This window comes from Actinosynnema sp. NPDC037264 (genome assembly GCF_055603705.1).
Genome location: NZ_JBVJVK010000083.1, coordinates 19,396 through 33,813, shown reverse-complemented (window position 1 = coordinate 33,813; position 14,418 = coordinate 19,396). Strand labels below are relative to the sequence as shown.

Below are 14,418 nucleotides of genomic sequence, written 5' to 3'. Positions count from 1 at the left end.
GGGCCGACAGATCCCGTTGAGGACCCGAAGTCAGTCAGTCCTGGGGTCAGACCCCAGCCGGGAGGTGCTCACCTACATCCTCACTGTCAGTCCTCACGTCGCCGAAACGCCCACGTCGCCCCACCGCAACGTGGGCCGTCCAGCCTGGTCGCATGGACACCACACCGAAGACCTGGCGACTGCGCGTCGAGCTGGACGACAGCCCGGGCGCCCTGGCCCGGGTGACCGTCCGGCTGGCGCACCAGGACTGCAACGTGCTGGCGCTGTCCGTGATCCCGGTGCCCGGCGGCGTGCTGGACGAGCTCGTGGTCCAGGCCGCGCCGGGCCTGCTGCCCGCGGACCTGGTGGACGCGGTGCGCGCCGAGGGCGGCCGGTGCGTCGGCATCACGGCCGCCGACCTGCGCGACCTGGTCGACGCGCCGACGGCCGCGCTGCGCGCCGCCGCCCTCGGGCTGCACGACCCCAACGCCATCGGTGAGGCCCTGCGCATCGTCATGGGCGCCGACTCGGTGATCATCACCCCCGCCGACCCCGAGGCCACCTCCCCCACCCGACCCGACCACGACCGCGAGGTCGCGTCGGGCGTTCGCGCCTCACTTTCCGGCAATCACGTCTTTCGATTGCCGGAAAGTCAGGCGCGAACGCCCGACTTCGAGGCGACCTCGCCCGCCGTCTGCGGAGCAGCGGCAATCAAACGAGGCTGGGCGCCGTTCACGCAGGTCGAGCTGGCCCGCGGGCAGGCGTTGATCGACCTGCTGTCCGCCGCCGGCGCGGCCACGCCCCAGCCGACCGCGCTGCTGACCGACGACGGCATGGCGCTCGTGCTGCGGCCCGGTCGCGCGGGCGACGAGGAGGCGGTCGCCGAGCTGCACTCCCGCTGCTCGATGGGCACCCTGTTCCAGCGCTACCACTCGGGCATGCGGACCGTGCCGAGGCGGTGGCTGCACCGGCTGCTCAGCCCGCCGCGCGGCAGCACGGTGGTGGCGCAGTGCGCGGACCGGGTGGTCGCCATGGGCCAGCTCATCCCGATGCCCACGCCCGCCAGCGCCGAGGTGTCGTTGCTGGTCGAGGACGGGTGGCAGGGGCGCGGTGTGGGCACCGCGCTGCTCGGTTCGCTGGCCGGCGCGGCGCGGGCGGCCGGGCACCGGGAGCTGGTCGGCTGGTGCCTGCCCGCCGAGACGGGACTGGTCCGCACGGCGGCGCGCGCCGGGCTGCCGACCTCGGTGCGCCGCGAGGACGGGTTGCTGCGGGTGTCGATCGCCACCGACGGGCCGCGCGTCACCGGTCCGGGTCGTCTTGAGAGCGCTTCCCGGCAGGTCGCCTCCGGCTAAGCTGGGATTCGTAGGGCGATCGTCGAGGAGTGGTGCTCGTGTCGGTTCAATCGCACTCAGGCGCGCGGCCCACGTTGGAGGACGTGGCGGCCAAGGCCGGCGTCTCCCGTGCGACGGCGTCGCGGGTGCTCAACGCGTCGCCCAGGGTGAGCCCGGAGGCGCACGAGGCGGTCACGGCGGCGGTGATGGAGTTGGGCTACCAGCCGAACCAGGCCGCGCGGGCGCTCGTGACCAGGCGTTCCGGCGCGGTGGCGGTGGTGTTCTCCGAGCCCGAGCCGAAGATCTTCGACGACCCCCACTTCGCGTGGCTGATCCGCTCGGCGGCGCGGTCGCTGGCCGACGCGGACGTGCAGATGGTGCTCATGCTCGTGCACTCGCCGCAGGACCAGGCCCGCGCGGAGCGGTTCCTGGCGGGCGGGCACGTGGACGGCGCGTTGTTGTTCGTGCCGCACAAGGGCGACCAGCTGCCGGCGGTGGCGCGCAAGCTGCCGCTGCCGGTGGTGTACGCGGGTCGGCCGTGGGGCTCGCTGCGCGGGCTGCACACCGTCGACCACGACAACGAGGGCGGTGGCCTGCTCGCCACCGAGCACCTGATCTCGTTGGGGCGCAAGAAGATCGTCTCGGTGACGGGGCCGTTGGACGAGCACTCGGCGATGGACCGGCTGGCCGGGTGGCGCACGGCGGTCGGCGCGGACGACGAGACCACGGCGTTGATGACGGCGGACGGCGGCTTCTCCCGCGAGGGCGGCAAGAAGGCGATGGAGTCGCTGCTGGCCCGGGTCCCGGACCTGGACGCGGTGTTCGTGGCGTCGGACCACATGGCGGCGGGCGTGCTGGACGCGTTGCGCGAGGCGGGCAAGCGGGTGCCGCAGGACGTGGCCGTCGTGGGGTTCGACGACCACCCGATGATCGCGCCGCACACCACGCCGTCGTTGACCAGCGTGCGGCAGGACACCAGCGCGCAGGTCCGCCACATGGTGACCCACCTGCTGCGGCTGCTGCGCGGCGAGACGATCCGCGCGCGGCGCGAGGTCCTGCCCACGACCCTGGTCCGCCGCGAGTCCGCGTAGTTCGCGAGGTTCGGCCCAAGTCGCGCGGTGCGCGTGATCTGCGGCATAAGAGCCGGGCGGGGGCCGCCGCGGCGACATGCGGCCCCCGACCGACAGGTCACGGCAGGTCGTGCCCGGCGGCCGGGACGGCGTTGGCGCCGATCACCCCGGCCAGCGTCCTACCGCTCCGCTTCACCGTGCGCACCTGCGTGTCGTAGTCCACGTGCACGATGCCGAACCGCTGGCTGTACCCCTCCGCCCACTCGAAGTTGTCCAGCAGCGACCACGCGAAGTACCCGCGCACGTCGACGCCCGCCTCGATGGCCCGGTGCACCGCGCGCAGGTGGTCGACCAGGTACCGGGTCCGCTGCTCGTCCACCACCTCGCCGTCCTCGACCACGTCCGGGAACGCCGAGCCGTTCTCCGTGACGACCAGCGGCAGGCCGACGTCGCGCTGGAGGCGTTCCAGCAGCTCGGTGAGGCCGCTCGCGTCGACCTCCCAGCCCATCCCGGTCAGCTCGCCGCGCGGCGGCAGCAGCTCCACGCCCCGCAGGCCCGGGAACGGCCCCTCGGTCACCACGAGCGGGTCGGCCGCGGCGGCGACGCGGGTCGGGCTGTAGTAGTTCACGCCCATCCAGTCGATCGGCGAGGCGATCACGTCCAGGTCCCCGTCGCGCACCACGGCGGTCCAGTCGCCCAGCCACGCGGTGTCCTCGACGACGTCCCGGGGGTAGCCCCGGCCGCCCAGCGGGTCGAGGAACAGGCGGTTCTGCAGGCCGTCGACCTTGCGCGCCGCGTCCAGCTGCGAGTCGTCGTCGACGGCCAGCGCGCAGAAGTTCAGCACGATGGAGAGCTCGTGGTCGTCCGGCGCCTGGTCCCGCATCACCTGCACGGCCAGGCCGTGCCCGAGCAGGAGGTGGTGCGCGGCCTCCAGCGACGCCTTCGGGTCGACCACGCCGGGCGCGTGGACGCCGTTGGCGTAGCCGAGGAACGCCGAGCACCACGGCTCGTTCAGCGTGGTCCACTGCCGCACCCGGTCGCCCAGGTGCTCGTGCGCCAGCGCCGCGTACTCGGCGAACCGGTAGGCGGTGTCACGGTTGCGCCACCCGCCGTCCTCCTCCAACGCCTGCGGCAGGTCCCAGTGGTACAGCGTGACCACCGGCTCGATCCCGCGCCCCATCAGCTCGTCGACCAGCCGGTCGTAGAACGCCAGTCCCCTCGGCTCGACGCGGCCCGCGCCGACCGGCTGGATGCGCGGCCACGCCAGCGAGAACCGGTACGAGCCCAGGCCCAGCTCCGACATCAGCTCCACGTCGGACGGGTAGCGGTGGTAGTGGTCGCACGCCGGTTCGCCGGTGTGGCCGCCGAACACCGCGCCCGGCTTGGCCGCGAACGCGTCCCAGATGGAAGGACCACGACCGTCCACCGTCGTCGCACCCTCGATCTGGAAGGACGCCGTCGCCGCGCCCCACCGGAAGCCCGGTGGGAAGCGCAGCACGTCCCGCCGGACCCCGGTGTCCGGGTCCGTTGTCGTCATCTCCGAGTTCACCCCTTCACAGCGCCCTGCATGATCCCGCCGACGATCTGCCGCGCCAGCAGGATGAAGATCCCCACCACCGGCAGCACCGCGAGCGACGCGCCGGACAGCATGAGCGAGTAGTCCGTGTAGTAACCGCTTGCCAGCGTCGACAATGCCACCTGGACCGTGGGGCTGTCGTTGGGATCCAGCACGATCAGCGGCCAGAAGAAGTCGTTCCACGCGGTCATGAACGTGAACATGCCCATCACGGCCGCCTGCGGCCGCACGGCCGGGAACGCCACGTGCCAGAACGTCTTCAGCACCGAGCAGCCGTCCACCCGCGCCGCCTCGATCAGCTCGTACGGCACGGACTCCTCGCACGCCTGCCGCATCCAGAACACCGAGAACGCGCCGATCAGCGCGGGCACGACCACCGCCTGCAGCGTGCCGTACCAGTCGAGGTCCGACATCAGCATGTAGAGCGGGATGACGCCCAGCTGCGTCGGCACCATCGACGTGCCGACCACGATCAGGAACAGCGAGTTGCCGCCCCGGAACCGCAAGCGGGCGAACGCGAACCCGGCCAGCGTGCCCAGCACGACGTTGCTGATCGCCACCGTGCCCGCCACGACCATCGAGTTCTGCATGGCGAGCCAGAAGTCGACGGTGTCGAACACCCTGGTCAGGTTGTCGATCAGGTTGCCGCCCGGCACCAAGGACGGCACCGCGTCGCCCAGCGCCGAGTTGTCCTTGCTGGCGATGAGGAACGAGTAGTACAGCGGGAACACCGACGCGAGCAGGACCACCACCAGCAACGCGTACGCGATCGGCCCCGAGCGGGTGAGTCGCTTCGTGGTCACCGGCCTCACCCCTTCGACGCGATGCGCCGCGCCACCGTGAAGTTGACGACCGCGACCACCAGGATCACCAGGAACAGCACCCACGCGATGGCCGAGGAGTAGCCCGCGTCGAACAACCGGAAGCCCTTCTCGTACAGGTACATCACCAAGGTCTGGAACTGCCGGTCGTCGCCGCCGGTGCCGGTGGCCGTGCCGCCCGGGTCGAACAGCTGCGGCTCCACGAACAGCTGCATGCCGCCGATGGTCGACACGATGACGGTGAACAGGATCGTGGGCCGGATGCTCGGCACGGTGATCGACCAGAACACCCTCCAGCGGGACGCGCCGTCCAGCATCGCGGACTCGTACATGTCCTTGGGCACCGACTGCATCGCGGCCAGGTAGATCAGCGCGTTGTAGCCGGTCCAGCGCCACACCACCATCGAGCTGATCGCCAGGTGCGAGGCCCACGTCTGCGCGCGCCAGTCCACCGGGTCGATCCCGACGAAGCCGAGCAGGGCGTTGACGATGCCGAAGTCGCGGCCGAACAGCTGCGCGAACACCAGCGCCACCGCCGCCACCGAGATCACGTTCGGCAGCAGCACGCCCGCGCGCCAGAACGCCCGGCCGCGCAGGCCCCGGTCCAGCAGGGCGGCCAGGCCGAGCGCGGCGAACAGCTGCGGGATCGTGGAGAGCAGGAACAGGCTGACCGTGTTGCCCAGCGCGTTCCAGAAGTTCTTGTCCGACAGCAGTTCGGTGTAGTTGGCCAGGCCGGTGAAGCCCTGGTCGCCGTCGATGAGCTGCCACTCGTGCAGCGACACCCACGCGGTGTACAGCAGCGGGTAGAGGCCGAAGATGCCGAACACCACGAAGAACGGCGCGATGATGACGTACGGCGTGTACTTCGCGTCGAGCCGGCCCAGCTTGTCCCGCCACGACAGGCGTTGCGCCGACGGCGGGACGGGACCGGAGCCCCGCCCCGCCGTCGCCCGTTCCGGTGCGACCGTCACTTGGCGGCGTCCCGCGCTTCCTGGACGGCCTGGTCGAAAGCGTCCGAAGTGGACTGCTTGCCGGTCTCCACGCGAGAGAGGGCGTTGCCGAAGACCGGGGTCACCTTGGAGTCCTTGGTGCCGCGGTAGGTGGGCTTGAGGCTCTCGGCGGAGTTGCCGAAGATCTGGCCGACGGGCGCGGAGTTGAAGTACTCGTTGGTCGTCGCGGTGACCTCGGGGTCCTTGTACGCGGCGGGCTCGCTGGGCAGGTTGCCGGTCTCCTTGAAGATCCGCTTCTGCTGCTCCGGCGCGGTCAGCCACTTGGCCAGCTCGTAGGCTTCCTCGGGGTGCTTGGTCTGCTTGGGCACGGCCAGGAACGAGCCGCCCCAGTTGCCGCCGCCACCGGGCGCCGCGGCCACGTCCCACTTGCCCGAGGCCTCGTCGCCGGCGCCGGCCTTGATCAGCGCGAGCGCCCAGGCCGGGCAGGTGGTGGTGGCGAAGGACGCCTGCTTGAGCGCGACGTTCCAGTCCTGGCTGAACGGGGCCAGCGCGCCGGTCTGCTTCTTCTCGCCGAGGCTCGCGGCGAGCGTGAAGGCCTGCTTCACCTTGTCGTTCCGGTCGCCGATGAACGAGTCGTCGGCCTTGGCGAAGTAGCCCTCCTCGGTCTGGTCGAGGATCGCCTTGTAGACGTTCTGCGCGGTGTCGACGAACTTCTTGTCCGGCAGCTTCCGGGTGAAGGTGTCCGCGACCTCGAGGTACTTCTCCCAGGTCGGCCACAGCTCGCCGACCTGCTCGCGGTCGGTCGGCAGGCCGGCCGCCTCGAACAGGTCACGCCGGTAGCACAGGGCGAGGCTGCCCATGTCGGTGCCGAGGCCGAGCACGAAGTTCCCGCCGTCGGTGGTGCCCTGGTTCCACTTCCAGGCGGCCCACTGGCTCTCCAGCTCCTTGGCGCCGTGGTCCGCGAGGTTGACGAACTTGTCCTTGGACTGGCGGAACTGGGTGATGTTGCCTTCCTCGATCGCCACGATGTCGGCGGCGCCCCGACCACCCGCGAGCTGCGTGGCGAGCTGCGTGTGGTGCTGCTCCATCTTGACCGTGCGCTGCTCGATCTCGACGTTCGGGTGCGACGCCTGGTACTCCTTGATCAGGTTGGTGTAGCCGAAGTCGGAGAAGACCCCGATCGACAGCTTGATCTTGCCGTCGCCCGCGTCACCTCCCCCGCCACCACAGGCCGCCACCAGCGTGGCCGCCAGTGCCACCGCGGTGATCGACGTCGCCCGACCGGCCAGAGTCCTGCTCATCCGTCCTCCTCGACGCACTCGCCGGGTACGACCCGACACCGTGAGAGCGCTCTCATGAGAGCGCTCTCACACTTGTGAGTCCCGGTCCCCGCTGTCAACCCGGGAAGGACCGGTCGACACCGTTCCGCAACAATCTGAAGCGCTCTCGTGCGGCGATCGTGACGGTCGCGCACGTTCCGTGAGCCCGGCGGCGGCAATGGCGAAGCCGGGTGGCCCGGCCCTCGCCCGGGCCACCCGGCACCCTGTTAGAGGCGTTTCGCGGCCGGATGTGACGCGCGCTCGCGAGAATTCCTGTGACCCGCGTCGCACGGCGGCGGGCCGTCATCGCCTCGACCCGTCATCCGGCCCGCTGTCCGCCGACGAGTTGGACGCGCTAGAGGTCGCGCTCCGCGCGCTGTGGGCGGTGCCGACTGAGGCCTGCCACCGCGCCGCTTCCGTCACGGAGAGGCATGGGGGTGACATCCGAGGCGATCGTGGCCGCACACCGGCCGAGCCGGTGCTCGGCCACGGCGACCCGTTTTGTGCGGTGACGGTCGATAGCCCCTGACGGACCAGCGGCACTGGCGTGGATGACCGCAGAACACCTCTGTCTGCTCGCCGCCCAGCTCACCGCGGCCGATCACGCCTGGCACGACGCGGTGTGCCAACTGGCTTGGAGCATGGACATCTTCCACATCCGCCGCGCGCACCTACATCACCGGATCACCGTATGGCAATTGGCCTTGACCGCCGCCCAGCACATGATGGAGAACATCTACCTGACGTCCGACGCTTTGGAAGGGCTCGGACACCCGCTCTGGGCCGTGGGACGACACGACGAAGCACGGACCGCCTGGCGGGAGGCGCTTGAACTCTTCGAGATCCAACAGAGGTCCGCAGACGCCGAGAGGGTTCGGGAACACTTGGCGTCCATCACGGCGTGAGACCCGGTGGCCCGCTCCCCCCCCGAAGAAGAGCGGGCCACCGGGTCTTTCACGCCTCGGCCATCCCCGCGACGACCGAGGTCCTGGCGGCACGCCGGGCGGGCAGCGCGGCGGCCACGACCGCGGCCACCACGGCGCCGGCCAGCATCACGCCGATCTGCCCGAACGGCACCACGAGGTCGACCGAGATGGTGTCGTTGGACAACGCGCCGGTGATCACCCAGCCGAACCCGATGCCGAGCAGCAGCCCGATCGCCGCGCCCATCAACGCCATCAGCACCGACTCGACCACCAGCATCAGCCGCAGCTGGCCGCGCGTCAGCCCCAGCGCCCGCAGCAACGCCGACTCGCGCGTGCGCTCCAGCACCGACAGCGTCAACGTGTTGGCGATGCCGAACAACGCGATCACCACGGCCAACCCGATCAACGCCCAGATGAACGCCAGCACCTGGTTGAGCTGCTGGTTCAGCTGTTCCTTGGTCTCCGCCGCGCTGTCCAGCACCGCCAGCGGCGAGGGGTCGGTGACCTTCTCGACCGCCGCGCGCCCGTTGGCCACGCCGCCCTTGAGCTTGACCAGGATGCTGTCGTAGCCCTCGGCGGCCTGCTCGAACCGCATCGACGTCTCGATCGTCATGATCCCGTCGGACAGCCGCTGGCCCTCGACCACCGCGACGACCTTGAGCTGCTGGGACGCGTCCCGGCCCGTCTCGACCGTCACCACCTGGCCGACCGACACGCCCTGCCGCTTGGCGTACTGCGCGTTCACCGCGACCGTGCCGTCGCCGAGGTCGTCGAGCGACCCGCTGGTCACCGTCGGCCGGAACAGGGTGCCGAGCGCGTCGCGCGGGATGCCGGTGAAGTACTCGCGCTCCCCGTAGACGACGGTGGTCGGCGCGACCTGCGCCACCTCCGGCACGGCGGCCAGCTGCTCGGCCAGCTCCTTGGGCAGCGGCCGGTCGTAGACCGCGGAGGTGACCGTGTAGTCGGCGGGCATCCGCTCGTCGATCTCGGCGTTCGCGGTCTCCTTGGCGCTGTTGGCGACCACGGTCACCAGCGACACGATCGTCACGCCGATCATCAACGCCGCGGTGGTCGCGGCGGTGCGCTTGGGGTTGCGGCCGGCGTTGGCCGACGCCAGCTTGGCCGGCACGCCGAGCAACGCCCGCGGCAGGGCGCCCAGCACCCGGTTGACCGGGCCGACCAGCAGCGGACCCAGCACGAGCACCGCGGCCAGCAACGCCATCGTGCCCGCGCCGCTGGTGAGCATGGCCGCTTCCTCGTCCTCCAGGCTCATGCCGAACACCACCGCGCCCACACCGATCACCCCGAACAGCACGGCGGTCAGCACGCGCACCACACCGGTGCGGGAGACCTCCTCGCCGCTGTCGGGCTGGCTGCGCAGCGCCGCCACCGGCGCGACCCTGGTCGCCTTGCGGGCGGGCAGCACGGCGGCGAGCACGGTCACCAGCGTGCCGACCGCGAACGCGGCGAGCACGGTCGTCACCGTCACGGGCAGCAGCACGGTGCCCTCGCCGCCGCTGAACGAGAACATCACCCGTTGCAGCAGGGCGGACACGCCGATGCCGCCGAACAGGCCGATCACCGACGCCGTCAGGCCCATCACCAGCGCCTCGGCCAGCACGCCCCGGAACACCTGGCCCCGACTGGCGCCCACGCAGCGCATCAGCGCCAGCTCACGGGTGCGCTGGGCCACCAGGATGGTGAACGTGTTGTAGATGACCATGGCCGCCACGACGAGCGCGATGATCGCGAACGCCAGGAGCAGCGTGGTGAACTCGCCCGACCGGGACTCGACCCGCTCCAGCGTCTCCTTCGTCAGCTCCTCGCCGCTCTGGACCTTGAACCCGGTGCTGCCGATGGCCTTGCGGACATTGTCCACCACCTGCTGCTGCGTGAAGCCGGGCGCGGCGGTGGCGACCACCTGGTACGGCGGGCGTTCGGGCTCCAGCGCCTGGAACGCCTCCGGCGTCAGCCCGACGTGGTCGTAGCCCGCCAGCGACAGCTGGTTCGTGCCCTGCTGGTAGGTGCCGACGAGCGTGTACGTGTGCCGCACGTCCTCCTTGCCCAGCAACACGACCGGCTGCCCGATCGTCAGCTTGGTGGTGGTGGCGGTGCGCTTGTCGACCGCGATCTCGTCGGCCGCGGTCGGGTAGCGACCGTCGGCCAGGTCGAACTCGCGCAGCTTCTCGTTGCTCGCCAGCGGAACGGCCCACGCGGGCTTCGCCTTGCCGTTGGCGGCGACCAGCGGCACCTGCTGGAAGTCGCGCGGGTCGGCGCCCGCGACGCCGGGGGCCTGCCGGATCTTCGCGAGCGTCTCCGGGGAGATGCCCGGGACCTCGGTGGACGACTCGCCGGACGACGCGCTGCCGTCCACGGTCACCGAGACGTCGACGTTGCGCGCGTCCTTGGCGAACTCGTCGCGCAGGCTCGCGTTCATGGCGTCGCCCAGCACCAGCGTGCCGGTCACGAAGGCGACGCCGAGGGCGATCGCCACCGAGGACAGCACGAGCCGCGCGGTGCGGGCCTTGAGGCCCGCGATGATCGTGCGCAGCATCCCCTCACGCACCCAGGTGCTTGAGGGCGGACAGCACGGAGTCGGCGGTCGGGTTGTCGATCTCGCCGGCGAGGTGGCCGTCGGCCATCAGCACCACGCGGTCGGCGTAGGAGGCGGCGACCGGGTCGTGCGTCACCATGATCACGGTCTGGCCGAGCTTGCGCACGGACATGCGCAGGAAGTCGAGCACCTCGGCGCCGGAGCGCGAGTCGAGGTTGCCGGTCGGCTCGTCGGCGAACACCACGTCGGGCCGGGCGACCAGGGCACGGGCGCAGGCCACGCGCTGCTGCTGGCCGCCGGACAGCTCGGTCGGCTTGTGCTTGAGCCGGTCGCGCAGGCCGAGCACGTCCACGATGGTGTCGAACCACTCGCGGTCGGGCTTGCGGCCCGCCAGTTCGAGGCCGAGCAGGATGTTGGCCTCGGCGGTGAGCGTGGGCAGCAGGTTGAACGCCTGGAACACGAACCCGACCCGGTCGCGGCGCAGCCGGGTCAGCTCCTTGTCACCCAGCGAGGTGATCTCGGTGCCGCCGATGTGCACGCTCCCGCCGTCGACGTTGTCCAGGCCCGCCAGGCAGTGCATCAGCGTGGACTTGCCGGACCCGGACGGCCCCATGATGGCGGTGAAGCGGCCCGCCGCGAACTCGACGCTGACACCGTCGAGCGCCCGCACGGCGGTGTCGCCCTTGCCGTAGACCTTCACCAGGTTCGCGGCGGCTACGGCGGTGCGGGTTCCGACATCGGACACCAGTGCGGACATGCTCCCTCAATTCCTCGGGTCTGGCTGACGTCGAGAAAGCTAGGGGGCACGCGGATCGGCAGGCGTCACCTCGGCGGCGGAACCGGAGGTCAGCCGGCGGGATGACGGGCACTAGTCCCGAGGTCTGACGGCTCCTGCCCGACGGGGTGTCCGGGCAGGTCGAGCAGGCCGCGGTCGAACGCGTTGGCCACCGCCTCGGCCCGTCGGCTCGCGCCGAGCTTGGACATGATCCGGCTCAGGTGGACGCTGACCGTCTTCTCCGAGATGTAGAGCTCCTCGCCGACCTGGCGGTTGGTGCGGCCGAGCGCCACCAGCTCCAGCACGGACCGCTCACGCGGCGTGAACGGGTCGACCCGGTCACGCGGGCCGACGTCGCGCAACGCCACCCTGGCCCGCCGCGCGACCAGGTCCAACGCCTCGCGCAACGGCGCCGCGCCCAGCTCGTCGGCCACCGCGCTCGCCAGCCGCAACTCCGCCGCGGCCTCGTCGCGCCGGTCCGCGCCCAGCAGCGCCTCGGCCAGCCGCCACCGGCACACGGCCTGCTCGAACACCGACCCGAAGCCGAAGCCGTCGACCGCGCGCCGCCACAGGTCCGCCTCGCCCGCGCCGGTCAACCGCGACTCCTCGGCCGCGGCGCGCGCCAGCCACGCCCGCCCCTCGGGGCCGAGCTCGCCCGACCGGGGGCTGCCCATCTCGGCCGTCGCGCGGGCGTACTCGGCCAGCTCCCGGCCGGCCAGCACGGCCTGCTCCTCGGCCGCGTGGTCCTTGCGCCGCCGTGCCCGCGCGGCGATCTCCACGTGCCCCGCCACGCCCAGGGCGGCCAGCCGGATGCCGGCCAGCATCCACTCGCCCTCCTTGCGCGACCAGCTGATCGCGTCCGCGACCCGGTCCACGGCCAGCTCCGGCCGGCCGCGCCACAACGCCAGCTCCGCGCCCGTGCCGCCGGTGATCAGGGCGATCTGCAGGTCGCGGTGCCAGTCCGCGCGCAGCTCCCGGATCATCCGCTCGGCCTGCTCGAACTCGCCCCGGCTGACGGCCACGTGCGTGCCCGCCGCGGCCAGCCGCGCCGACACCGTGCTGGAGACCCGCAGGCCGGGCGGTTCGGCCGCGGTCGCCGCGCCGTCCCACTCGCCGCGGTAGTACCTGGTCAGCACCTGGAGGATGCGCAGCTCCAGGCCGAACGAGCTCCACGTGAGGCCGGTCGCCTTGGCCCGCGCCACGCCCTCGTCGAACACCCGCCCGGCCTCGGCCAGCTCGCCGAGGTCGTAGTGGTGCAGGCCGAGGAAGTACCGGGCGCGCAGCTCGGTGCTGACCGCGTCCGCCTGCATCGCGCACTCGACCGCGGCCGTCAGGTGCTCGTGCGCCCGCGACACCTGACCCTCGGGCTCGTCGAGCAGGCCCAACGTGGTCAACGCGTCGGCCACGGCCGACTCCGCGCACACCGCGCGGCCGTCCGCCACCGCCATCTCGGCGCGCTCACGTGCCTCGACGTACTTGCGGTCGTGCCGCAGGCACGCCGCCCACACCGCCAGAACCCACGCTCGGGCCGGGCTCGCGGGCCGGTCCCGGACCAGCCGCCACGCCTCCTCCACCGCGTGGTACTTCTCCTCGTCGGTGCCGTCGAGCACCTGCAACGCCTGCGCGAAGCGCCGCCACATCACGGCGGCCTCTTCGGGGTCGGACTCGTCGATGACGGTGGTGCCGGTGCGGGCGAACGCGATGGCCCGCTCGGGCTGGCCCGCCGTGCCCGCCGCCCACGACGCGCTGCGCAGCAACGACAGCTCGGTCAGGCCCGGTGGCCGCTGGTCGGCGGGCACCGCGTGCCACAGCTTCAGCGCCTGCTCCAGGTGCCGCAGCGACTCGGCGGGCGCCCCGGCGGCCCGCGCCTCCTGCCCGGCGTCGACCGACGCCCGCAGCGCGCGGGGCAGGTCGTGGGACTCCAGGCTGTGGTGGGCCAGCGCGGCGGCGGCGCCGCGGTCGTCGGACGACGCCAGCCGGTCCGCGTAGGCGGAGTGCAGCCGCACGCGTTCACCGGGCAGCAGGTCGTGGTAGACGGCCTCGCGCAGCAGGGCGTGCCGGAACGTGTACACCTCGGCGCCGTCGACCACCAGCACGTGGTGCTGCACGGCCTCGCGCAGCACGCCGTCCAGGCCGACGTCGTCCATCCCGGCCACGTCGCGCAGCAGGCCGTGGCGCACGGACCGGCCACCGACCGACGCCACCCGGACCAGGCGCTGCGCGTCCGGGGAAAGGCCCTCGATGCGGGCCAGGAGCACCTCGGCCAGCGTCCACGGCACCTCGCGGTCACCGCAGCAGGCGACCGCGATCAGCTCCTCGGCGAAGAACGGGTTGCCGTCCGAGCGCTCGGCGACCTCGAGCACCACGTCGTCGGGCAGGTCGTCGGCCAGCGCGGCGACGAACGAGCGCGCGTCGATCGCGCTCAACGGGGTCAGGTCGAGCCGCTGCACGGCGGGCAGCCGCACCAGCTCGTTGAGCAGGGGTCGCAGCGGGTGGCTGCGGTGCAGGTCGTCGGACCGGTAGGTGCCGACGACGAGCAGCCGCTGCGCGCGCAACCGGGAGAACAGGAACGACAGCAGGTAGCGGGTGGAAGCGTCGGCCCAGTGCAGGTCTTCGAGCACCAGCAGCACGGGCCGCTCCTCGGCCAGCTCGCCGAGCAGGCCGTGCACCGCGTCGAACAGCTGGAGCTGGCCGACGTCCTGCTCGGGACGCCGCCCGACCAGGTGCGACGGCAGGCCGGACACCGACGTGCTGCCGTCGTGGCCCGCGGGCAGGGCGAGCTCCGGCAGCAGCAGGCCCAGCGCGGGCCGGGCCGCGACGTCGAGCAGACCGGCCTCCCGCACCTGCCCCAACGCCTCGGTGAAGGGCAGGTACGGCAGGCCGGTCTCGCCGACGTCGAGGCAGCGGCCGTTGAGCACGAGGGCGTCGCCCGCCGTCGCGGCCAGCTCGTCCACCAGCCGCGTCTTGCCGACGCCCGCGTCGCCGGCGAGGAGGATCGCACCCGCCTCGCCGCGCGCGGCGGCGTCGAGGGCGGCGCGCAGCCTGGTCATCTCCCGGCTACGCGCCACCAAGGGGATTCCGGAACCGATGCGTGCCACACCAGGCATGCTGTCACAC

The 14,418-nt window shown here is 72.0% G+C and carries 10 protein-coding genes; 3 read left to right on the top strand and 7 right to left on the bottom strand.

All coding sequences use genetic code 11. The annotated features are described in order from the left end of the window. Positions 1–152: 152 nt before the first annotated feature. Both ACZ7GX_RS42080 and ACZ7GX_RS42075 read left to right on the top strand, forming a co-directional pair. Complete coding sequence (locus tag ACZ7GX_RS42080) at positions 153–1,331, top strand: GNAT family N-acetyltransferase (RefSeq protein WP_498785831.1); 1,179 nt, start codon at positions 153–155, stop codon at positions 1,329–1,331. A 38-nt stretch (positions 1,332–1,369) separates the two neighbouring features. Beyond that, positions 1,370–2,401, top strand: a complete 1,032-nt coding sequence (locus tag ACZ7GX_RS42075; protein WP_498785829.1) for a LacI family DNA-binding transcriptional regulator — start codon at positions 1,370–1,372, stop codon at positions 2,399–2,401. 97 nt (positions 2,402–2,498) lie between these two features. Here the strand turns inward: ACZ7GX_RS42075 and ACZ7GX_RS42070 are convergent, their stop codons facing one another. From ACZ7GX_RS42070 to ACZ7GX_RS42055, 4 genes are all read right to left on the bottom strand, one after another. After that, positions 2,499–3,917 carry a GH1 family beta-glucosidase gene (locus ACZ7GX_RS42070; RefSeq protein ID WP_498785827.1) on the bottom strand — a complete coding sequence of 473 codons (1,419 nt, stop codon included), beginning with the start codon at positions 3,915–3,917 and terminating at the stop codon, positions 2,499–2,501. Between the two features lie 8 nt (positions 3,918–3,925). After that, on the bottom strand, positions 3,926–4,759 hold the full coding sequence (locus ACZ7GX_RS42065) for a carbohydrate ABC transporter permease (protein WP_498785825.1): 834 nt from the start codon (positions 4,757–4,759) through the stop codon (positions 3,926–3,928). A 5-nt stretch (positions 4,760–4,764) separates the two neighbouring features. Continuing rightward, a complete protein-coding gene (locus tag ACZ7GX_RS42060; protein WP_498785833.1) occupies positions 4,765–5,679 on the bottom strand; it encodes a carbohydrate ABC transporter permease in 915 nt (304 codons plus the stop codon). Positions 5,680–5,744: 65 nt separating this feature from the next. Further along, the gene (locus ACZ7GX_RS42055; protein WP_498785823.1) at positions 5,745–7,028 is read right to left on the bottom strand and encodes an extracellular solute-binding protein; all 1,284 of its coding nucleotides are present in this window, start codon (positions 7,026–7,028) and stop codon (positions 5,745–5,747) included. A 569-nt stretch (positions 7,029–7,597) separates the two neighbouring features. Here ACZ7GX_RS42055 and ACZ7GX_RS42050 point away from each other — a divergent pair. Then, positions 7,598–7,951, top strand: coding sequence for a hypothetical protein (locus ACZ7GX_RS42050; RefSeq protein ID WP_498785821.1), 354 nt, complete (start codon positions 7,598–7,600; stop codon positions 7,949–7,951). A 49-nt stretch (positions 7,952–8,000) separates the two neighbouring features. Here the strand turns inward: ACZ7GX_RS42050 and ACZ7GX_RS42045 are convergent, their stop codons facing one another. The 3 genes from ACZ7GX_RS42045 to ACZ7GX_RS42035 all read right to left on the bottom strand — a co-directional run bounded on the left by ACZ7GX_RS42045 (position 8,001) and on the right by ACZ7GX_RS42035 (position 14,408). Then, positions 8,001–10,538 carry an ABC transporter permease gene (locus tag ACZ7GX_RS42045; RefSeq protein WP_498785819.1) on the bottom strand — a complete coding sequence of 846 codons (2,538 nt, stop codon included), beginning with the start codon at positions 10,536–10,538 and terminating at the stop codon, positions 8,001–8,003. Beyond that, positions 10,531–11,283, bottom strand: a complete 753-nt coding sequence (locus tag ACZ7GX_RS42040; protein ID WP_498785817.1) for an ABC transporter ATP-binding protein — start codon at positions 11,281–11,283, stop codon at positions 10,531–10,533. Before ACZ7GX_RS42040 ends, ACZ7GX_RS42045 begins: the two co-directional genes overlap by 8 nt. Positions 11,284–11,372: 89 nt before the next feature. Next, positions 11,373–14,408: a helix-turn-helix transcriptional regulator gene (locus ACZ7GX_RS42035; protein WP_498785815.1), complete on the bottom strand. Its 3,036-nt coding sequence runs from the start codon at positions 14,406–14,408 to the stop codon at positions 11,373–11,375. Between the last annotated feature and the right edge of the window lie 10 nt (positions 14,409–14,418).